This is a genomic window from Peptoniphilus lacydonensis (genome assembly GCF_900106515.1).
Classification (GTDB): Bacteria; Bacillota; Clostridia; order Tissierellales; family Peptoniphilaceae; genus Peptoniphilus_A; species Peptoniphilus_A lacydonensis.
This window is the reverse complement of sequence record NZ_FNWF01000003.1, coordinates 426356-446098: the sequence shown is the minus strand read 5'-3', so window position 1 is coordinate 446098 and position 19743 is coordinate 426356. Positions and strand designations below refer to the sequence as shown.

Sequence of the window (19743 nt, the reverse complement as noted above, 5' to 3'; positions counted from 1 at the left end):
TGACGCGGGATGGAGCAGTTTGGTAGCTCGTCGGGCTCATAACCCGAAGGTCGGAGGTTCAAATCCTTCTCCCGCTACCATAAAAAATTATGGCGGCGTAGCTCAGTTGGCTAGAGCATACGGTTCATACCCGTAGTGTCAGGAGTTCAAATCTCTTCGCCGCTACCATTTAAAATACGGTTTGTGTTACATGAACCGCTACCAAATAAGGCCCTGTGGTCAAGCGGTTAAGACACCACCCTTTCACGGTGGTATCCCGAGTTCGATTCTCGGCAGGGTCACCAGAATGGACGCATAGCTCAGTTGGGAGAGCATCTGCCTTACAAGCAGGGGGTCATAGGTTCGAGCCCTATTGTGTCCACCAAGAAATGGCCTGGTAGTTCAGTTGGTTAGAATGCCAGCCTGTCACGCTGGAGGTCGTCGGTTCGAACCCGATCCAGGTCGCCAATAAAAATTAGTAAGTATAAAAAATGCAACTAATTAAGCTGGTGTAGCTCAATTGGTAGAGCAACTGACTTGTAATCAGTAGGTTAGGGGTTCAAGTCCTCCCACCAGCTCCAATAAAACTTATGGGAAATCACATGGAGGAGTTCCCGAGTTGGCCAAAGGGGACGGACTGTAAATCCGTTAGCTTAGCTTTCAGTGGTTCAAATCCACTCTCCTCCACCAAATAACTTAATAAAATTATTTATGCGGGTGTAGCTCAGTGGTAGAGCCCCAGCCTTCCAAGCTGGTTGCGAGGGTTCGATTCCCTTCACCCGCTCCATATAAGCACCTATAGCTCAGTAGGATAGAGCAATGGACTTCTAATCCATGTGCCGGGGGTTCGAATCCTCCTAGGTGCGCCAAACCTAAAAAGCATTGGGGTGTAGCCAAGTCGGTAAGGCACCAGACTTTGACTCTGGCATGCGTAGGTTCGAGTCCTGCCACCCCAGCCAATTTAATAATATGACCCATTAGCTCAGTCGGTAGAGCACTTGACTTTTAATCAAGGTGTCGCGCGTTCGAATCGCGCATGGGTCACCATTTTAAAATTTTATATTTGTGGAGAGGTACCGAAGTGGTCATAACGGGGCGGTCTTGAAAACCGTTAGGGTGCAAGCCCACAAGGGTTCGAATCCCTTCCTCTCCGCCATTTTTAATCTGTGAATGTCACAGATTTTTTGTTGAAAATTTTATATATTTGTTTTATGTGACCCATTAGCTCAGTCGGTAGAGCACTTGACTTTTAATCAAGGTGTCGCGCGTTCGAATCGCGCATGGGTCACCATTTTTTTATTCAAAGAAATATCTGTTAAAGAATATTTTTTATCACCAACAAATATTTTAGAACTATTTATTTTAGTATAAAGTATAAAGAACTTTTTTGAGAACTTCATTTTAAAATTTGGAGTTCTTTTTTATTTGTTGTAATCTTAGATAAATTAGTTTGATGATATATTAAAATATGATTTTACAAATTCTCTTTATCATATTATAATTTTTATAATATAAAAAATTAGCAATGTAAAAGATTTTAAAAGGGAGGAAAATTTTGGATTATAGAAATGGTTATAAAGATATTTTAAAGGCTAGAGAGAGAATTAGAGATGATATTTATGAAACACCTCTTGTTAGACTTAATTATGTTTCAGAATATCTTGGGACAAGCGTGTATGCAAAACTTGAAAATATGCAAAAGACAAATTCTTTTAAAATTAGAGGTGCTCTAAATAAAATTAAAAAGCTTTCTAATGATGAGTTAAAGGGTGGAGTGATAACTGCTTCTAGTGGAAATCATGGAAAAGGTGTTGCAACTTGTGCAAAGATGCTTGGCATTCCTGCAAAAATCATTCTCCCTGATACTGCGACTGAAATAAAAAGAAAAATGATAAAAGATTTAGGCGCTGAAGTAATTATTTCAAGTGTTGAAGAGAGATTTATAGTTGCAAATGAAATTGCTAAAAAAGAAAATATGACTTTTATTCATCCTTATGATGACGAAGATATTTTGAAAGGTCAAGGTACTATTGCTGTTGAAATTTTAAATAAAATGGATCATTTAAAAATGATTGTTCCAATTGGAGGAGGTGGTCTTATTTCAGGTATAGCAATGTACACAAAGGGTGTAACAAGGTGGAGTGAGGTAATTGGTGTTGAGCCAGTTAATATAGCTAGATACACTAGATCTTTAAAAGAAAATAGACCAACTGAAGTAAAAAAAGGAAAGACTCTTGCCGATGGACTTCAGTCAATTAAACCAGGCGACAAAGTTTTTTCCATTGTAAGGGATTTAGTAGATGATGTTGTAACTTGTGAAGATGAAAATATTAAAAAAGCTCTTGATTTGTTGTATAATAAAGAAAAATTAATTGTTGAGCCTTCTTCTGCAATTGGACTTGGTGCAATTTTGGAAGGTAAAATAAAGTATGATGAAAGAGATAAGTTAGTATTAATAGTGACAGGTGGAAATATAGAAGGAAGCTCTGTTGAGAAAATAATTAATTCATAATGTTGGAGGGAAGTATGAAAAATTTTATTTGTGAAAAGTTTAATAAAGTAGCGCCGTCAGGAATTAGAAAGATAAATGAAAAGACTCTTGAAATGGAAAGAGATGGAAAGAGAGTTTATCACTTTGAAGTTGGAAGACCTGACTTTGATACTCCACAGGTTATAAAAGAAGCAACTATAAAGAGCATTGAGAGAGGAGAAGTTTTTTATACTTCTAATTTTGGAATAATGGATCTTAGAGAAGCTGTTGCAGATAAACTTAGAAATGAAAATAATTTAGATTATTCTGCAAAAGAAATTTTAATAACAGCTGGTGCAAGTGAGGCAATTTATGATTCATATTCATTAATTTTGGAAGATGGAGATGAAATTTTACTTCCAAATCCATGTTGGCCAAATTATATAAATACAGCTCATATAATGGGAGCAGAACCAAAGTCTTATAATCTTTCAGAAGAAAATGACTTTCAAATAGATTTTAAGGAATTGGAAAATCTTGTATCAGAAAAAACTAAGGCAATTGTAATTATTACACCATCTAATCCAATTGGATCAATGCTTACAAGAGAAACTATTGAAAAACTAGCAGATTTTGCAAAAGAAAAGGATCTGCTTGTGATTTCTGATGAGATTTATGAAAAGATTATTTATGGTGATAGGGAACATTTTTCAATTGCATCTGTTGATGGAATGAAAGAAAGAACTATTACAATAAATGGTTTTTCAAAAACTTTTTCCATGACTGGTTTTCGTCTTGCATATATTGCAGCATCAGAAGATTTTATTAAAACATTAAATATTATTCATCAACACAATACATCTTGTGCAACATCCTTTGTTCAACACGCAGGTGTAACTGCTCTTAAGGATGCAGAAGATGATGTAGAGAAAATGGTAAAAGAATATAAGAGAAGACGTGATTATATTGTAGAAAAGGTAAATTCAATTGAGGGTCTTAGTTTGAATAATCCTGACGGTGCATTTTATGCCTTTATAAATATAAAAGGTGTAGGTGTGAGTGCAGAAGAATTTTGTGAGTACCTTTTAAATGAAGAGTGTGTAGCTGTTGTTCCAGGTACAGTATTTGGAACAGCAGGAGAAGGCTTTATTAGATTTTCTTATGCAAGTAGTTATGATGATATTGTAGAAGGGCTAAAGAGGATGGAAAAAGCCTGCAAGCATTTTATGAGTAAATAAGATTTTTATGTTGATAGTTGAGTTGCAAAATGAATAAGATGATGACAATTAGATTAATTAGAATTATCTTTGAAATTGTATCAGTGTTGCTTTAAAGACTTTCAAATAATGAAAATTTAATTTATTCAATAAGTCTAGTAAAATTAGGATTTAAAATAGAAATAATATTAAAAAGCCACTTATTACTGCATAAGCCAGTAATGAGGGCTTTTTACTTTATCTACTCTATTTTATTTGCATATGTTTTTAGAAATATTCCCACGATTTTGTGAAATCTTGCGACATCGGTTATATAGGCATAATCGTTGCCGTAGATTTTTTTTATATTTGAACTTTCTGATTCTTTTCCGGTGAAAACTCCAAAGGTGTTTATACCTTTTAGTTTTGTAAGGAGTATCTCCTTTGACGTATCCATTACCGCAGCTTCATCTTTATAATTTTCTCCAGGAATCTTTGAGGCACCTACTATTCCAATGTCAATTTCATCAAAGGGAAGTCCATCGGTTAGGATTATTAAAAATCTTCTTGAGTCATAATTTTTTGAAATCAAGTGACGCATAAATTTTATTGCAAGTCCGTCCCTGTTTGATCCACTTGGTGAGTATTTAAAGATATTTTTGTTTTTTGAAGATGGGTCATTGTAGTCCCTATATTTTTTTATAACAATATAATTGTAAAAATTATTGTAAGAAAAAATTCTAGTCTTTATATTTAAGCTTGTCAGTGCTTCTGCTATAATATAACTTTCTGTTGCCACGATTTCCTTTCTATTATTCTGTGATGCTGATGAGTCAAGGAGAATGTCCACAAAAATTTCATTGGAATTCTTTCTATTTATTTTTCTAAAAATTTTATTCTGATTTAGCTCTTTAGCTTTCCAAATTTCTGATGGAATAATTTTTCCTGAAGTCGATTTTATTATTTCATCTTCTGATTCTTTTAGTAGAGAATTTTTTATTGTGGCAGATAGTTCTCTTATCGCCCTTTGATTTTGTAATTTATTTTCTTCGTAAAATTTTAAGTTATCGAGATAATTATTTTTTTCTTCTTCAGCATAATAGGAAATTTTATTTCCAAATTCGCCACTTGGAAAATAAAATTTAATGTCATTGTGAATTCCTGTTGAAATTTCCTCTTCTATTTTATCTGGAATGTATCTATTTATATTTTCCTTTCCATAGCGTTTTTGTAGAGATTTGTAAATGTTTTGGTCACTAAAATTTTTTGGAGAAGAGTCTTCCTTAACATTTACATCTCTAAAGTCGTCGTTAAAAAATGTAAACTCTGCTGATTCGATATTGTATTTTTCTAAAAAGGTGTTGTCTATAAATTTTTTTCTTTTGTAAGGTTTATTTTTTTTAGAAGATGAATTTGATTTTATTTCCTTTTTAAATTCTTCATAATCCATGTCCCAGTTATTTGAGAGGTCTTTATTTATATGAAAATATTTTTTAAAGATATATTTTAAAAAGTCTAAATATTCACAGGTGTTCTTTGATTTAAAATTACAGATTTCATTTAACATTTCTTCCAAAATTTTTTGAACTTTGGGGTACATTCCTCTTTCTTTTTGGATATATCCAATTTTAAGTTCTGTTGTTAAAATTATTTCTTTTCGGCTTAAATTTTTCAAAATTTTGTTAAAGTGATATATTTTGAAGTCGGCTGTTCCTGGTCTTTCTATAATCATTTCTTCTGAAAAAATATTTTCTAAAATTAATTTTGAAATTTCCCACAAATCTTTTTTATTATTTAAATTATTTACAAACTTTTTGAAGAAATCATCTACTACATAAAAATCGAAGTAATTAATGGCATAACCCAGTATGGCGGCTTCATAGGAGTCAATAGGTTTTAATGAAAAGCTAAAGATGTCATATTCATAAAAATCAGATACAGTCCAAAAAATATTTTTCAGTCTATCTTCATCATTCAAATAAATCAGCTCTATCCATATTTTTTGAAAAGAGAGTGTCAATTACATCTGTAACAATTTCTCTTTCGTAATCATCAAAGGTTTTGTCTACGATGCCGAGTTCAAGGGAGTCTTTTATATCAAGACCTCTATTCATAAGTTCTATGGAAGAAAGAAGTCCACGAAGGTCAATTGATTTGGAAGAAATTTCTGAATTTAAAGATTTTTCTTGTAAATCTAAAAATAATTTTGTAAAGATTTTTATTGCACCATTATTTAATTTTGTATTTTCTTTAAATAATTTTGCCAAGTCATTTTCAGAAATAGTTGGCATATCAATTACTAAAAATCTTGAAACAAGTGCTTCGTTTAAATCTCGAGTGCCAATGTATCCGTAGTTCATTGTCGCAATAAATCTTGTCGCATCGTGAAGATTTAATCTATCATATCCTGAAATATCCAAGACTCTTCTATAATCGAGAGTTGAGTGCACAACAGAAAGGGCTTCATTTTTTGCCATGTTTATTTCGTCAAAAACTGCAAAGCCACCTTGCTCTGCTGCTTCATAGACTGGTCCTTTTTTTAAAGTAACTTCGTTATTTTTGAAAGTATCTGATCCAATTAAATTTGCTGGATCAGAGGAGATATTAAGGGAAATTGTCCAAAGGGGTCTTTTAAAAAGGTATGCTAAATTTTCTGCAAGTACATTTTTTCCAGTTGCTTTTGGACCAGATAGAAGTATATTTTCTCCAGATAAAATTGCTACAATTGCCTTCTCCCAAGTTTTTTTGCCGTAGTATTTATATTTTATTTTTGGAATTCTATATTCAAAATTTTTATTTAAGTCATGTGTTTCTATAAATTCATCTACATCATTTAGTAGTTCTTTTGAAATGCCTTGGGAAAGTAAAAACTCTCTCATTTCATCACCTCTAGTGTATTATAACAAAAATTTATATATATAATGAAATATTTTGATATGATTTGTTTATGTGGTACAATTTGATAGAGGAAGGTGTATTTTATGGCAATTGCAAATGGAATGGCAATTTTTGGAATTGTTCTTTATGTAGCGATCTTTGTACTTATAATTTTGGCAATACTAGCACTTATAAAGTATTTGAAAAAATAACGAGGGGAAGTGTTTTATGGAAATTTCAAGCAAAATGATGATGGCATCAGTTTTTTATATAATTTTTGAAATTGCAATTTTTATACTTGTAATATTAGCTATACTTGCACTTATAAAGTATTTGAAAGAGAAATAAAATTTAAAAGTATTTGAAAAAATTTTTTCTTATGATATAATGAAAAAAACTACAAAGGACAATAACTGAGAATAGTAATTTTAAAAAGTTTTTTAGAGAGCAGATGTTTGGTGTAAATCTGTAAAATTTTTAAAACGAATCCACCTCATAGTCTATTTAATTTTAAGTGAACCATTAGGTTAATTAGGGTGGCAACGCGGGTTTCTCGTCCCTTTAGGGATTGAGGGACTTTTTTTAATTTAAGGGAGGATATATGTTAGATATTAAATTTGTAAGAGAAAACCCAGAAGCTGTAAGAGAAAATATTAAAAAAAAATTTCAAGAAGATAAGCTTCCACTTGTTGATGAAGTTATAAAGATAGATGAAGAACTTAGAGATGCAAAAACTAAGGGAGATAATCTTCGTGCAGAAAAAAATAAAACGTCAAAGGAAATTGGAAGTTTTATGCAAAAGGGTGAAAAAGATAAAGCGGAGGATGCTAAAAAAAGAGTTGCTGAAATAAATGAAGAAATAACAGGATTAGAAGAATCTGAAAGAAATCTTGCTGAAGAGCTTAAAAAGAGAATGCAAGTAATTCCACAAATGATTGATAAAAGTGTACCGATAGGAAAAGATGACAGTGAAAATGTGGAAATTGAAAAGTTTGGAGAACCAGTTATCCCTGATTATGAAATTCCTTATCATGTTGATATTATGGAAACTTTTGACGGAATTGATTTAGATTCTGCTAGAAATACTTCTGGTTCAGGTTTTTATTATTTAAAGGGTGATATTGCAAGACTTCACTCTGCAATTTTATCTTATGCAAGAGATTTTATGATTGATCGTGGTTTTGAATATCACATCCCACCATTTATGATTCGTTCAGATGTTGTTACTGGTGTAATGAGTTTTGCTGAAATGGAAAATATGATGTATAAGATTGAAGGTGAAGATCTTTATTTAATTGGGACTTCAGAGCATTCAATGATTGGTAAATATATAAACACAATTACCCCAGAGGAAAATATGCCCCTTGCAATGACTTCTTACTCTCCATGTTTTAGAAAAGAAGTTGGAGCACATGGAATCGAAGAAAGAGGAGTTTATAGAATTCACCAATTTGAAAAGCAAGAGATGGTTGTAATTTGTAAACCAGAAGATTCAAAGGATTGGTTTGTAAAATTGTGGCAAAACACAGTTGACTTTTTCCGTTCACTTGAAATTCCTGTGAGAACTTTGGAATGTTGTTCAGGTGATTTGGCAGATTTAAAGGTCAAATCTCTTGATGTTGAAGCATTCTCTCCAAGACAAAATAAATATTTTGAAGTTGGATCTTGTTCAAACCTTGGAGATGCACAAGCAAGAAGGCTTAATATTAAACTTCGTGGCAAAGATGGAACTTACCTTGCACATACACTTAACAACACAGTTGTTGCACCGCCAAGAATGTTAATTGCATTTTTAGAAAATCTTCTTCAAGAGGATGGCAGTGTTAAAATTCCTAAGCCACTTCAAATGTATATGGGTGGAATGGAAAAAATTGTTCCAAAAAAATAATTTGGATTAAAATTTTTGAGTAATATTTTTATAAATTATTTAGACAAAAAAATTGTTTTTATTAGAATAATTTGATATAATTTATTCACTTTGGGGAGTAACTTTTAAATTTTCAGTCGTCATTACGGCATTGCCCGGCTGGAAAGCTTATTATTAAGTATGTGAGACCGATGTATATTATATATATATGCGGTCTTTTTTTAAATTTTAGAATAGGGGGAATTATGGAGAAAAATTGGTACAATCAGTCGCCTGAAGAAACGTTAAAAAACCTTTCAACAACTAAGGAGAGTGGACTGACAGAAGATGATGCAAAAAAAAGACTTCAAGAATATGGAGAGAATGCTTTAGAAGAAGAAAAGAAAAAATCTTTTGGAGAAAAGTTAAAGGAACAATTTTTAGATCCGATGATAATAATTTTAATTGCAGCATCAATTATATCTATTTTTATTGGAGAAGCACTTGATGCAGGAATTATTATCGCAATTGTAATTGTAAATGCAATACTTTCAATTCGCCAAGAGGGAAAGGCAGAAGAAGCCATAGCAGCTCTTCAAAAAATGTCTTCACCAAAGGCAAAGGTAATAAGAGATGGCGAGCACATGGAAGTTGATTCTAACACAATTGTGCCAGGGGATATTATTGTTTTAGAAACGGGAGATATTGTCCCAGCAGATTTAAGACTTATTGAATCATCAAATTTAAAAATTGATGAATCATCTCTTACTGGAGAATCTGTTTCTGTTGAAAAATTTTATGATAAAGTTTATGATGGCAAAATGGAAATTGGGGATAGAGAAAATCTAGCATACTCTTCGACTATTGTGACCTATGGACGAGGAGAGGGAGTTGTTGTAGAAACTGGGCACAATACAGAAATTGGTAAAATTGCGACATCAATTGCTACAGTTTCCGATGAGCAAACTCCTTTACAAAAAAAACTTGCAAAACTTTCAAAAACACTTGGAATTTTAGTAATAGTTATTTGTGCTATTGTAATGGTTGTAGGACTAATTTATAAACACGATCCTCTCGATATGTTTATGACTGCGATATCTCTTGCAGTTGCAGCAGTACCAGAAGGGCTTCCAGCTATTGTTACAATTGTACTTTCAATTGGAATGGGAAAAATGGCAGAAAAAAATGCCATAGTAAAAAAACTTTTAGCAGTGGAAACTCTTGGAACTACAACAGTAATTTGTTCAGATAAGACTGGTACACTTACACAAAATGAAATGACAGTTACAAAAGTATTTACTGATGGAAATGTATATGAAGTTTCAGGAACAGGTTATTTACCAAAGGGAGAAGTCATAAAAGATGACAAAAAAACTCATGTAGATGAAGATGAAAACTTGAAACTTTTATCATCAATCGCAGCACTAACTAATGATTCAAAATTGAAAGTTAAGGGAAGCGAAGCATCAATCACAGGAGATCCAACAGAGGGAGCACTTCTAACTTTTGCAGAAAAGGCAGGTCATTCTACAAAAAATCTTTATGAAAATTTTGAAAGGATAGAGGAAATTCCTTTTGATTCTGAAAGAAAGATGATGACAACTTTTCACAATAATTATTTTGACGATATTGCATCTTTCACAAAAGGTGCACCAGATATTGTATTAAATAGATGTGACAAAATTTTAATTGATGGAAAAGAAGTTCCATTAGATGATAGACTCAAAAAAGAAGTTTTAGATAAAAATAATGAGTTTGCAAGATCTGCACTTAGATGTTTGGGCTATGCTTATAAAAAACATAGAGATATTCCAAAAGAAATAAGTTCTGAAAATATTGAAAAGGATATGATTTTTGTAGGACTTACTGGTATGATTGACCCAGCAAGGCCAGAAGTTAGATCTGCAATAGAAGAATGTAAAACAGCAGGGATAAAGCCTATAATGATTACAGGTGACTATCTTGAAACAGGACTTGCAATTGCAAAAGATCTCGGTATTGCAACATCAGATGATGAAGCAATAATGGGAAGAGAATTAAATGAAATGAGCGAAGAAGAACTTAGAGAAATTGTAAAAGAAAAATCTGTCTTCACAAGAGTTTCTCCTGAAAATAAAGTTCAAATTGTAACTGCACTAAAACAAAATGGACATATCGCAGCGATGACAGGTGACGGAGTTAATGACGCACCTGCAATAAAGAGGGCAGATATTGGTATTGCCATGGGAATAACAGGTACAGACGTTGCTAAAAATACTGCTGAAGTAATTTTGACAGATGATAATTTTGCCACAATTGTAAATGCAGTTGAAGAAGGTAGAATTATTTATTCAAATATTAAAAAATTCGTTTCATATCTTCTTTCATGTAACTTGGGCGAAGTCTTTATAGTTTTAATTTCTATTTTAATGAATTTGCCAGTTCCACTTGTTCCGATTCAATTATTGTGGCTTAACCTAGTGACAGATTCATTCCCAGCACTTGCACTTGGAGTTGAAAGAGGAGAATCAGACATAATGAATGAAAAGCCTCGTGACCCAAATGAGCCAATACTTGATAAAGAAATAAAAATTACAGTTGCAATACAATCCATTGCAATAACTGTAGCAACACTTATCGCATATCTAGTTGGTCTTAAATGGTACGGAATAGGTGAAGGAATTGCCCATGCTAGAACAATGGCGTTTTCATCATTAATAATCTGTGAACTTTTAAGAGCCTATACATCAAGATCAGTTGACAAGACAGTTTTTGAAATTGGAGTTTTCACAAACAAAAAATTAGTAATGGCAACAGCATTTTCGTTTATACTAATGCTTGTAGTAATCTATGTGCCAGTATTAAATGATGCCTTTGAATTAATGGATTTAGGACTAAAAGAAATTGGAGTTGTACTAGGATCAGCAGTAATACCACTTTTAGCTGGAGAAATACAAAAGAAAATAAGATTTAGAAAAAATAAATAAAATTCATGTTAAAATCCGACAGAGAAATTCTCTGCCGGTATTTTTATTTTTTAACTTTTTGAAAAATAAATATACAAAAATTAATAACAAGTGAAAATATAGCTAAAGTTAAAAAAGATTTAGAAGTACTAATAATATTCATTCCCAAAAAATAATTTGAATTTTTAAAACTAGATAAAATAAAAAAAGTTATAGCAAAAATTATAGAAAAAATACACATCTTAGCAGAGTTTTTTACCACAAAAAAAGTTCCTCCATCTATGTCTATATTAGTATAAAATTTTTTAATATTTTTTTCTAAGAATATATCTAGTTTTCTATTTAGTTTCATAAAATTACACTGCTTTCTAAGAAATTAGTAGGTTTTAAAAGAACGAGTTGTATCACTTAACACTTCTCCATCCGTACTTGTTAAGCGCATACGATACAAAGCCCATTTAGCATTGAGCTGTCTTTCACCTGTTATTTGAGAAGTTTTATATTGTCTTTTTTCGGATTTCCAAAATTCCACGGTTCCAGCTTCTCCAACATTGTTAATTTTACCAAGTATTATCATTACAAATCCCGGAATTATAGCACCAATGCCAACAAAGCTTGAAACAATTGAATAAATAAAACTTTGATTGGAAGCATCTTTTTGACTTATTCTTTGACTTCCTTGATATGACCAAGGGTCTTGTTCAGTTTCATAGAAAAAAGGATTATTCATAGCTTTAGCGCTATCCTTAAAATAAAATGTGCCTACTTTATTATTATCAAAAATACTTTCATTTTTTGAATTATTGGATATTGCGAAAGTATTGGCTGTTAATAATGTTGTAAAAACTAAAGTTGAAGCTATCAATTTAATTTGTTTTTTCATAAGTTTCCTCCTATGTATTGAAAACTATTGTAAATATAATTGTGAGTGTAGCTACATATTTCACACCATAAAGATATCATAAAACTCAAACATTGTCAACTCATAAATTAATATAGGCAACCATAATTAAGTAAATAAAGAAAAAAGTTTATAGTTCATAAATTAGTTTAATAAAAATCTTGACAAAATTATTCACTGGGTTTATAGTGTAGATATAAAGTACATACACTTAAGGGTGGTGTGATATGAAAATTATTATTTCAAATGATAGCGGCCTTCCAATTTATGAGCAGATAAAAAATCAAATCAAAGCTCAAATTATTTCTGGAGATTTAAAGGAAGATGAATCTCTTCCCGGAATGAGAACTCTTGCCAGTGATTTAAAAGTTTCTGTTATAACGACAAAGCGAGCTTATAATGACTTGGAGCAAGAGGGATACATTTATTCTATGACGGGGAAAGGTTCTTTCGTAAAAAGATTAAATGGAGAAATGGTGAGAGAGAATGCAATTACAGAAATCGAAAGACATTTTTATGATGCTATGACAGTTGCAAAAATGGCAGGAATCAAATTAGATGAATTGCAAGAGATTTTAAAAACATTAGATGAAGTGGGTGAACTATGAATAGTATAGAAATAAAAAATTTAAATAAAGAATTTAAGGATTTTGAACTTAATATAGAAAATTTAGAAATTCCTAAGGGTGCAGTTATTGGTCTAATTGGTGAAAATGGTGCAGGAAAAACTACATTTTTAAAATGTATTTTAGATTTGTATAAATACGATGGTGAAATAAAAATTTTTGGAGAAAAAGTACACAAAGAAAGTTTTGAAGAAATTGGTGTAGTTCTTTCTAACTCTTTTTTCAGCGATAATTTCAAAGTAAAAGATGTTGTTGATATTTTAAAGGTTGCTTATAAAAATTTTGATGAAAAAATGTTTTATGACTGTGTAAATAGATTTAAAATGCCAAAAAATAAAAAGTTAAAGGAACTTTCCACAGGAAATCTAATGAAATTAAAAATAATTTCTGCAATTTGCCATAAGCCAGACCTTTTAATTCTAGACGAGCCAACATCTGGTCTTGATCCAGTGATTCGCGATGAAATAATAGAATTTTTATTTGACTATATAAGAAATGACGATAGGACAGTTTTATTTTCTTCACATATTTTGTCTGACATAGAAAAAATTGCGGATTACATTATTTACATTCGTGATGGAGAAATAATTTTCTACGATGAAAAGGATACTTTAATAGAAAATTATGGAATATTAAAAACGACTGAAGAAAATTTAGAAGATTACGGCGACTTTATTTTAAGAACAAGAAAAAATAAGTATTCCACAGAGGCACTTATAAAAAATGTTGACGTATTTAAAGAATTTTATCCAAATGAAATTGTAGATAGAGTTAATGTAGAGGATATAATGATATTTTTATCAAGAGGTGCAAAATGAAGGCAGTTTTATTAAACGACTTTAAGCTTGTAAAGAAGATGGCACTTCCCTTTGCAATTTTTATTGGAGTAATTCTTGCTTTGAGTGTGGTGATTACAAGAGAAATTTCTAATAAGTTTTTTGTTCAATGGGCATTTACTTTGGTATTTACTATTAGGGCGCAAGTTGCATTCGGAGATAATTTTAAGGATTTTGAAAAGTTTATGACTATGCCAGTTTCGATAGAGGATTATTCTCTTGCTAAAATTATAAAAAATCTAATAACATTTCTCATTACATCAATTATATTTTTAATTGGACTAATTTTTAGCAATGGAGAGGACAAGGAACTTTTCATAAATATGTATGTAAATGTATTTATAGCCATAGATTTTTTAAGCCTCAGCTTTAGCCATATTTTAAAGACAAAGTATGCAAGGGGAATTGTGGTTTTCATTTACGCCCTTTTGTTTATAGGATTAGGAATATTTTTTGCCATGACTTATGCAGCCTATTATGAAAGTTTGGTGAACTACAAACTTTCCTTAATAATAGGATCAATAATAATTATCTGTGGATCTTTTTATTTGGACTACAAATACTCTACAAAATATCTGAGGGAGGGGCACATAATATGAAAATACTTTTATTAAATAATTTTAAAATTAGAAAAAAATTTATTATTTCCTATTTCATATTTATAGGGATAGTTTTTGCCTTAAAGAGTCTTGGACTTTTTTCACAGGAGTTTAGTTTATTTGCAGATAAAGCTTTTGCCATATTATTTGTGGCAGTCATACTAGTTCACTATGTGCTATATATAATATCTAGCGAAGGAGTGGTAGTGGACAAGAGCAAGCCATATTTTTTAAGTCTTGGCACATCACGAAGGGACATAATAAATGAAAAGTTTCTAAAAGTTTTAATGATTTTTATAATAGATGCTTTTTTAATTGCATATGTTTTGCAAAATGTTGAAATGAAAGGCAAAGAATTTAAGGTTGGATTTTTCTTTGTGCTTTTTATAATGGCTTATTATCTTATAAATATTCCAATTTATCTTTACTTTGGTCAAAATAGTGGCGTTGGGACAATTTTCACAAGCTTGCCAGCATTTCTTCCATTGTTAGGCTCAATTGGAAAGAATCCATCAAGATTTTTTATTGAAGTAATTGAAGGAAGAAGCAGCTTAGTTTTATTTTCATCTTTAATTATTTTCATCTTAATAATTTATATCATTTCAAGAATTTTAGCCGAGAGAAAAGATTTTTAAATATTCATAGACTTAAAGGACTTTTGATTTTTCAAGAGTCTTTTTATTTTAAATTGTCTTTATAAAATAGTTTAAAATTATAAGTCCTTATGTCAAATTTTTATATATGTGATAAAATAAAAACTGAATTTATATTATATGAGGAGGAAAAATGGAAACAAATTCAAGTTTTTTAGAAAAGACTTTTTCTCTTAATGAGAGAAAGACAAATGCCAAAACAGAATTTTTGGCAGGACTTACAACTTTTATGACAATGTCATATATTCTAGTTGTAAATCCAAATATGTTATCTGAGACTGGAATGGACAAGGGTGGAGTTTTCACTGCGACTATTATTTCGTCAATCATTGCAATGATTTTTATGGGATTATTTGCTAACTTGCCTTTTGCACTTTCAGCAGGGATGGGGCTAAATGCCTTTTTCACTTACACAGTTGTACTCTCCATGGGTCACGATTGGTCTTATGCACTAACAGCGGTATTTTTGGAAGGTATAATCTTTATAGTGATGAGCTTTTTTAATGTTCGTGAGGCAATATTTACATCAATACCAATGTCACTTAAAAATGCAGTGTCAGTGGGTATTGGACTATTTATAACTTTAGTAGGGCTTACTTCAGCTGGTATTATAGTTGACAATGATGCGACTTTAGTAGCTCTTGGAGAAATTGCATCAAGGCCATCCTTTGTGTTTATAGTGTCACTTATGGTAATGGCACTTTTAACTGCAAAAAATGTTAAAGGAGCACTTTTATACGGAATTGTAACTGGCACAATACTTGCACTTATTTTAGGGGTTACACATCTACCAGATGGAATGATTTTTTCACTTCCACCATCACTTAAACCTGTTGCCTTTAAACTTCACTGGGGAGATTTATTTACATTTGATATGTTTTCTGTAATGTTTACATTTTTATTTGTAGATTTATTTGACACAGTAGGAACTTTAACTGGTGTTGCAACTAAAGCAGATTTAATTGATAAGGATGGAAATTTACCAGGTGTTGGTCGTGCTCTTTTGTCAGATGCAGTGGGAACAGTTGTGGGAGCACTTCTTGGGACAAGTACAGTTACAACTTTTGTTGAGTCAGCATCAGGAGTTGCAGATGGAGGAAGAACTGGACTTACATCAATATCATGTGCCTTTTTCTTTTTACTTTCACTATTTTTATTCCCGATATTTTCAATTGTGCCAGCACAAGCGACATCGGCAGCACTTGTAATGGTAGGACTTTTTATGATCAGTCCAATAAATCAAATAAAATTAGATGATTACACAGAATCGGTGCCAGCATTTTTAACAATGGCAACAATGCCCTTTGCTTATTCAATTGCAGAAGGTATTTCTGTTGGAATGATTTCTTATGTTATTTTAAAAGTAACAACAGGTCGAGCAAAGGAAGTTAGCCCTGTAATGTATATATTGGCAATTATTTTTACACTAAGATATTTAAGACCAATTTTACCTTTTTAAAAAGATATATTTATAGTCTTAATATTTACACCTTGCCAATGGCATTTTTGAATTCGGCATTAGTTTCAATATTTATGTTTTATTTCATAAATTCAAAGGAGACTAATGGAGATAGAATTTAAAAATACTCATTTATTGAATTGTCAAAGCCCCTTTAGTATAATTAATATATTAAGGGGGCTTTTTTATGAAAAAAATATTTTTATACATAGTTATGGCTTTTACACTTTTTGTAAATGTTTTTGCTGCGGAGGATATTCAAGTTGTATTAGAGCAGCCTGCTGTTTCTGAGGCAAAAAATGGCGATACACTTAAGTATAATTTAATTATAAATCTTCCAAAGGATTATAAAAGTAAATATTCTTCTTTTTCTGTTACTCTTCTTTTAGATAAATCAATTGAGGTTAAAAACACTAAGCTTTTAAATGGAAAGGAATCTCAGGGGAAATTAGATATAAGGACTACTTCTATAAAGGGAAAAGAACAAAATATTGTTACAATTAATGCAAATGATCTTTCAGTTATAGAAGGGGACAACTTAAATCTTGAAATTGAAACGAAAGTAAAAAGTGATGTTGGAGCTAGTTCTAATTTAAAAAATTCCTTTGTGTTAAGTTATGTTGACAAGGCTGGAGAAACTAAAAGTGACCAAAAAAATTTAGAATCTTCTACTAAGACTCAAAATGGAGCTCTTTCTATTACAGATGTCTATGATGGTTCAAGCGAAATTGTAGGAAAGACTGAGAAAAATGCAAAAGTTAGAGTTGCATTAGATAAAAAAGTTGTTGCCAATGTGGTTTCTGATGCTAATGGGAATTTTAAAGTAGATAATTTAAATTTAAAAGAGGGATCTTACATTAGGATTGCATCTGAAACTGATGACAAAAAGGCAAGTCTTGATTATATTGTAAAACCAAGCGTTGAGTCAAAGAAGTCAGAAGAACTTGTAAATGAAAATAATGATGAGAAGGAACTTTACAGCACAGTAAAAACTCTCGATAAGTTAAATGATTATGTGGATTTCGCAAAAAATCTTTCAACTGCAAAGGCAGGAGATCAAAATGAAAAGCGAATTCGTGCTGCAATCGCATCTGCTGAATATGTTGTTGTAAAAAGTGAAGTTTCTTCTGATGAAATAGAGAAGTCTTTGGAAGAACTTGTAAAATCAGTTGAAGTCGTACGAAAACCTTATATGGCTGGTGTATCAGAAAATAAATTTTATCCCAATGAAAAAATAACAAGAGCAGAGGCTGCATCTGTTTTAAAAAGAGTGATTGATGAAAAGTCAAATGCCAATGATTTTTCTTCTTTTAAAGATGTAAGAGAAGATGCTTGGTACTATGACGATTTAGTTTTTATAGAAAAAGAGGGCCTTATATCTGGCTATGAGGATGGTACTTTTAAACCAAATGAAGCGATGACTAGAGCTCAATTTGCAAGTATGATGGCAAATTATTTAAAATTAGAAGAAGGCAATAATCCAATTGATTTTAAAGATGTAAAGGAAAATTATTGGGCAAAAGATGCTATTAACACTTTGTCAAGTCATGGTATAATGGTTGGAAAGTCTAAAGATGAATTTAAACCTAATGATAAAATAACAAGAGCAGAAGCTGCAACTATTTTTAATAAAGTTTTGGATAGAAAGATAAATAAATCTTTCTTAGATAAATATTCAAAGAACCCATTTGATGATTTAAAAAGAGATCACTGGGCTTACTATCAAATTATAGAAATTACGGCAAAGTAGAAAGGATGAAATATAAATGTCAGATATTAAAGTAAGATTTGCACCATCACCAACTGGATACCTTCACATTGGAGGACTTAGAACAGCTCTTTATAATTATTTGTTTGCAAAGAAAAATGATGGCAAATTTGTCTTAAGAATAGAAGATACAGATAGAACTAGATATGTTGAAGGTGCCATAGAAAACTTAATTGAATCTCTTGAATGGTCTGGAGTAACTCATGACGAAGGTGTAGTTGTTAAAGACGGAGAGATAACAGAAGTTGGAGATTGCGGTCCTTATATTCAATCAAATAGACTTGATATTTATAAAAAATATGTAGATGAATTAATCGAAAAGGGATATGCTTATTATTGTTTTTGTTCCAAAGAAAGACTAGATAATTTAAGAGAAGAACAAAGAATTAAGGGAAAAGTTCCTAAGTATGATGGTCTTTGTCGTGGAATTCCTCTTGAAGAAGCAAAGAAAAGAGTTGCTGCCGGTGAAGATTATGTTATAAGATTAAAGCTTCCAAAAAACAAAGACATAACTTTTCACGATGCAGTTCGTGGAAAAGTTACAATAAACACAGATGAAATTGATGATCAAGTTTTGATGAAGTCAGATGGTTTTCCAACATATCACTTGGCAGTAATTGTAGATGATCACTTAATGGGAATCACTCACATTGTAAGAGGAGAGGAATGGCTTCCTTCTACTCCAAAACACGTTTTTATGTATGAATGTTTTGGTTGGGAAGCACCAGAATTTGTTCATCTTCCAACGGTTTTAAATAAAGATAGAAAAAAACTTTCAAAAAGACAAGGGGACGTTTCTGTCGAAGATTTTAGAAAAAGAGGATATCTTCCAGAAGGTCTTATAAATTATCTTGCTCTTGTAGGTTGGTCACCAGAAGATGGAGAAGAAATTATGAGTCTTGATGAAATGGTGGAAAAGTTTAGCTTTGAAAGAGTTGGAAAGAGTGGTGGAATTTTTGACACAGATAAACTAAACTGGGTAAATGCTCACTACATTAAATCCTATGATTTAGATAAATTATCTGAACTTTCCATACCTTTTGTAACAAAATCAGGACTTTTGACAGAAGAAGAAATAAGAGAAAACTTTGAATGGTACAAAGTTTTGATTGACACAGTTAGAGAAGCAGTTGACAAATTAGAAGATATTCCAGAACACATTTCATTCTTATTTGGAGATATTGAAATAACAGAGGAAGCTGCAAAAGAAGAATTGGCACAAGAACACGTGAAAGAACTTTTGGATTCTTTTATAAAAATTGTAAAATCTCATGATGAAATTGACATGGAAACAGCAAAGGGATTAATGAAAGAAGTTCAAAAAGACTCTGGAATTAAGGGCAAAAAACTTTATATGCCAACTAGAGCAGCAATTTCAGGAAATGTTCATGGTCCAGAAATGCAAAATATTCTTTATCTTTTAGGAAAAGATAAGCTTATTGAAAGAGCAGAAAAAATAAAAAATTCTCTTTAAAGAATAAAAATTGATAAAATTTTTAAAAGGACTACCTTAGCTTATTGGTAGTCTTTTTTAATTTTAAGAAAATAATAAATTTTAGTTATCAAAAATAAAAGTATATTCATATTA

Annotated in this window: 14 protein-coding genes, 13 tRNA genes and 1 other annotated feature; of the genes, 24 read left to right on the top strand and 3 right to left on the bottom strand. The window is 31.3% G+C overall.

Going from position 1 to position 19743, the window contains the following annotated elements; all coding sequences use genetic code 11:
• Window positions 1-3: 3 nt before the first annotated feature.
• The 15 genes from BQ5450_RS03860 (at window position 4) to BQ5450_RS03790 (ending at window position 3687) form a co-directional block, all read left to right on the top strand.
• Window positions 4-80 (top strand) — tRNA-Met (locus BQ5450_RS03860).
• A gap of 11 nt (window positions 81-91) precedes the next feature.
• Window positions 92-168, top strand: a tRNA-Met gene (locus BQ5450_RS03855).
• Between the two features lie 41 nt (window positions 169-209).
• Window positions 210-284 (top strand) — tRNA-Glu (locus BQ5450_RS03850).
• Window positions 285-288: 4 nt separating this feature from the next.
• Window positions 289-364, top strand: a tRNA-Val gene (locus tag BQ5450_RS03845).
• A 6-nt stretch (window positions 365-370) separates the two neighbouring features.
• Window positions 371-447: transfer RNA gene (locus BQ5450_RS03840), tRNA-Asp, on the top strand.
• A 37-nt stretch (window positions 448-484) separates the two neighbouring features.
• A tRNA-Thr gene (locus BQ5450_RS03835) sits at window positions 485-560 on the top strand.
• Between the two features lie 23 nt (window positions 561-583).
• Window positions 584-669: transfer RNA gene (locus BQ5450_RS03830), tRNA-Tyr, on the top strand.
• Between the two features lie 23 nt (window positions 670-692).
• Window positions 693-766: transfer RNA gene (locus tag BQ5450_RS03825), tRNA-Gly, on the top strand.
• 5 nt (window positions 767-771) lie between these two features.
• A tRNA-Arg gene (locus BQ5450_RS03820) sits at window positions 772-848 on the top strand.
• A 14-nt stretch (window positions 849-862) separates the two neighbouring features.
• Window positions 863-938, top strand: a tRNA-Gln gene (locus tag BQ5450_RS03815).
• A 12-nt stretch (window positions 939-950) separates the two neighbouring features.
• Window positions 951-1026: transfer RNA gene (locus BQ5450_RS03810), tRNA-Lys, on the top strand.
• A 20-nt stretch (window positions 1027-1046) separates the two neighbouring features.
• Window positions 1047-1135, top strand: a tRNA-Ser gene (locus BQ5450_RS03805).
• A 59-nt stretch (window positions 1136-1194) separates the two neighbouring features.
• Window positions 1195-1270, top strand: a tRNA-Lys gene (locus tag BQ5450_RS03800).
• Between the two features lie 264 nt (window positions 1271-1534).
• Window positions 1535-2491, top strand: coding sequence for a threonine ammonia-lyase (locus tag BQ5450_RS03795; protein WP_071126034.1), 957 nt, complete (start codon window positions 1535-1537; stop codon window positions 2489-2491).
• 14 nt (window positions 2492-2505) lie between these two features.
• On the top strand, window positions 2506-3687 hold the full coding sequence (locus BQ5450_RS03790) for a pyridoxal phosphate-dependent aminotransferase (protein ID WP_071126033.1): 1182 nt from the start codon (window positions 2506-2508) through the stop codon (window positions 3685-3687).
• A 220-nt stretch (window positions 3688-3907) separates the two neighbouring features.
• On the opposite strand, the gene BQ5450_RS03785 is transcribed toward BQ5450_RS03790, so the two are convergent.
• Both BQ5450_RS03785 and BQ5450_RS03780 read right to left on the bottom strand, forming a co-directional pair.
• The gene (locus tag BQ5450_RS03785) at window positions 3908-5623 is read right to left on the bottom strand and encodes a vWA domain-containing protein (RefSeq protein WP_071126032.1); all 1716 of its coding nucleotides are present in this window, start codon (window positions 5621-5623) and stop codon (window positions 3908-3910) included.
• Window positions 5616-6524 (bottom strand): AAA family ATPase, encoded by a 909-nt coding sequence (locus BQ5450_RS03780; protein ID WP_071126031.1) that lies wholly within the window; start codon window positions 6522-6524, stop codon window positions 5616-5618. Before BQ5450_RS03780 ends, BQ5450_RS03785 begins: the two co-directional genes overlap by 8 nt.
• 398 nt (window positions 6525-6922) lie before the next feature.
• Window positions 6923-7086, top strand: a binding site (T-box leader).
• A gap of 37 nt (window positions 7087-7123) precedes the next feature.
• Here BQ5450_RS03780 and serS point away from each other — a divergent pair.
• Together serS and BQ5450_RS03770 are read left to right on the top strand one after the other, a co-directional pair.
• Window positions 7124-8410: a serine--tRNA ligase gene (serS, locus tag BQ5450_RS03775; RefSeq protein WP_010245016.1), complete on the top strand. Its 1287-nt coding sequence runs from the start codon at window positions 7124-7126 to the stop codon at window positions 8408-8410.
• A 224-nt stretch (window positions 8411-8634) separates the two neighbouring features.
• Window positions 8635-11334, top strand: a complete 2700-nt coding sequence (locus tag BQ5450_RS03770) for a calcium-translocating P-type ATPase, SERCA-type (protein WP_071126030.1) — start codon at window positions 8635-8637, stop codon at window positions 11332-11334.
• A 355-nt stretch (window positions 11335-11689) separates the two neighbouring features.
• Here the strand turns inward: BQ5450_RS03770 and BQ5450_RS03760 are convergent, their stop codons facing one another.
• A complete protein-coding gene (locus BQ5450_RS03760) occupies window positions 11690-12196 on the bottom strand; it encodes a hypothetical protein (protein WP_071126028.1) in 507 nt (168 codons plus the stop codon).
• A 245-nt stretch (window positions 12197-12441) separates the two neighbouring features.
• On the opposite strand from BQ5450_RS03760, the gene BQ5450_RS03755 reads away from it, so the two are divergent.
• From BQ5450_RS03755 to gltX, 7 genes are all read left to right on the top strand, one after another.
• Entirely contained in the window at window positions 12442-12822 is a 381-nt protein-coding gene (locus BQ5450_RS03755; RefSeq protein WP_071126027.1) for a GntR family transcriptional regulator, read from the top strand.
• On the top strand, window positions 12819-13658 hold the full coding sequence (locus BQ5450_RS03750) for an ABC transporter ATP-binding protein (RefSeq protein ID WP_071126026.1): 840 nt from the start codon (window positions 12819-12821) through the stop codon (window positions 13656-13658). Before BQ5450_RS03755 ends, BQ5450_RS03750 begins: the two co-directional genes overlap by 4 nt.
• Window positions 13655-14275: an ABC-2 transporter permease gene (locus tag BQ5450_RS03745; RefSeq protein ID WP_071126025.1), complete on the top strand. Its 621-nt coding sequence runs from the start codon at window positions 13655-13657 to the stop codon at window positions 14273-14275. The genes BQ5450_RS03750 and BQ5450_RS03745 overlap by 4 nt, the downstream gene beginning before the upstream one ends.
• Entirely contained in the window at window positions 14272-14910 is a 639-nt protein-coding gene (locus BQ5450_RS03740; RefSeq protein WP_071126024.1) for an ABC-2 transporter permease, read from the top strand. The genes BQ5450_RS03745 and BQ5450_RS03740 overlap by 4 nt, the downstream gene beginning before the upstream one ends.
• Before the next feature lie 151 nt (window positions 14911-15061).
• A complete protein-coding gene (locus BQ5450_RS03735) occupies window positions 15062-16387 on the top strand; it encodes an NCS2 family permease (protein ID WP_071126023.1) in 1326 nt (441 codons plus the stop codon).
• A 187-nt stretch (window positions 16388-16574) separates the two neighbouring features.
• Complete coding sequence (locus BQ5450_RS03730) at window positions 16575-18137, top strand: S-layer homology domain-containing protein (RefSeq protein WP_010244994.1); 1563 nt, start codon at window positions 16575-16577, stop codon at window positions 18135-18137.
• 16 nt (window positions 18138-18153) lie between these two features.
• Window positions 18154-19629: a glutamate--tRNA ligase gene (gltX, locus tag BQ5450_RS03725; RefSeq protein WP_071126022.1), complete on the top strand. Its 1476-nt coding sequence runs from the start codon at window positions 18154-18156 to the stop codon at window positions 19627-19629.
• Window positions 19630-19743 lie beyond the last annotated feature (114 nt).

Bases quoted from the DNA above. Each gene is read 5' to 3' on its own strand.
- BQ5450_RS03740 (WP_071126024.1), top strand. From the start codon at position 14,272: ATGAAAATACTTTTATTAAATAATTTTAAAATTAGAAAAAAATTTATT.
- BQ5450_RS03790 (WP_071126033.1), top strand. From the start codon at position 2,506: ATGAAAAATTTTATTTGTGAAAAGTTTAATAAAGTAGCGCCGTCAGGA.
- BQ5450_RS03770 (WP_071126030.1), top strand. From the start codon at position 8,635: ATGGAGAAAAATTGGTACAATCAGTCGCCTGAAGAAACGTTAAAAAAC.
- BQ5450_RS03735 (WP_071126023.1), top strand. From the start codon at position 15,062: ATGGAAACAAATTCAAGTTTTTTAGAAAAGACTTTTTCTCTTAATGAG.
- BQ5450_RS03730 (WP_010244994.1), top strand. From the start codon at position 16,575: ATGAAAAAAATATTTTTATACATAGTTATGGCTTTTACACTTTTTGTA.
- BQ5450_RS03755 (WP_071126027.1), top strand. From the start codon at position 12,442: ATGAAAATTATTATTTCAAATGATAGCGGCCTTCCAATTTATGAGCAG.
- BQ5450_RS03760 (WP_071126028.1), bottom strand. From the start codon at position 12,196: ATGAAAAAACAAATTAAATTGATAGCTTCAACTTTAGTTTTTACAACA.
- gltX (WP_071126022.1), top strand. From the start codon at position 18,154: ATGTCAGATATTAAAGTAAGATTTGCACCATCACCAACTGGATACCTT.
- BQ5450_RS03745 (WP_071126025.1), top strand. From the start codon at position 13,655: ATGAAGGCAGTTTTATTAAACGACTTTAAGCTTGTAAAGAAGATGGCA.
- BQ5450_RS03750 (WP_071126026.1), top strand. From the start codon at position 12,819: ATGAATAGTATAGAAATAAAAAATTTAAATAAAGAATTTAAGGATTTT.
- serS (WP_010245016.1), top strand. From the start codon at position 7,124: ATGTTAGATATTAAATTTGTAAGAGAAAACCCAGAAGCTGTAAGAGAA.
- BQ5450_RS03780 (WP_071126031.1), bottom strand. From the start codon at position 6,524: ATGAGAGAGTTTTTACTTTCCCAAGGCATTTCAAAAGAACTACTAAAT.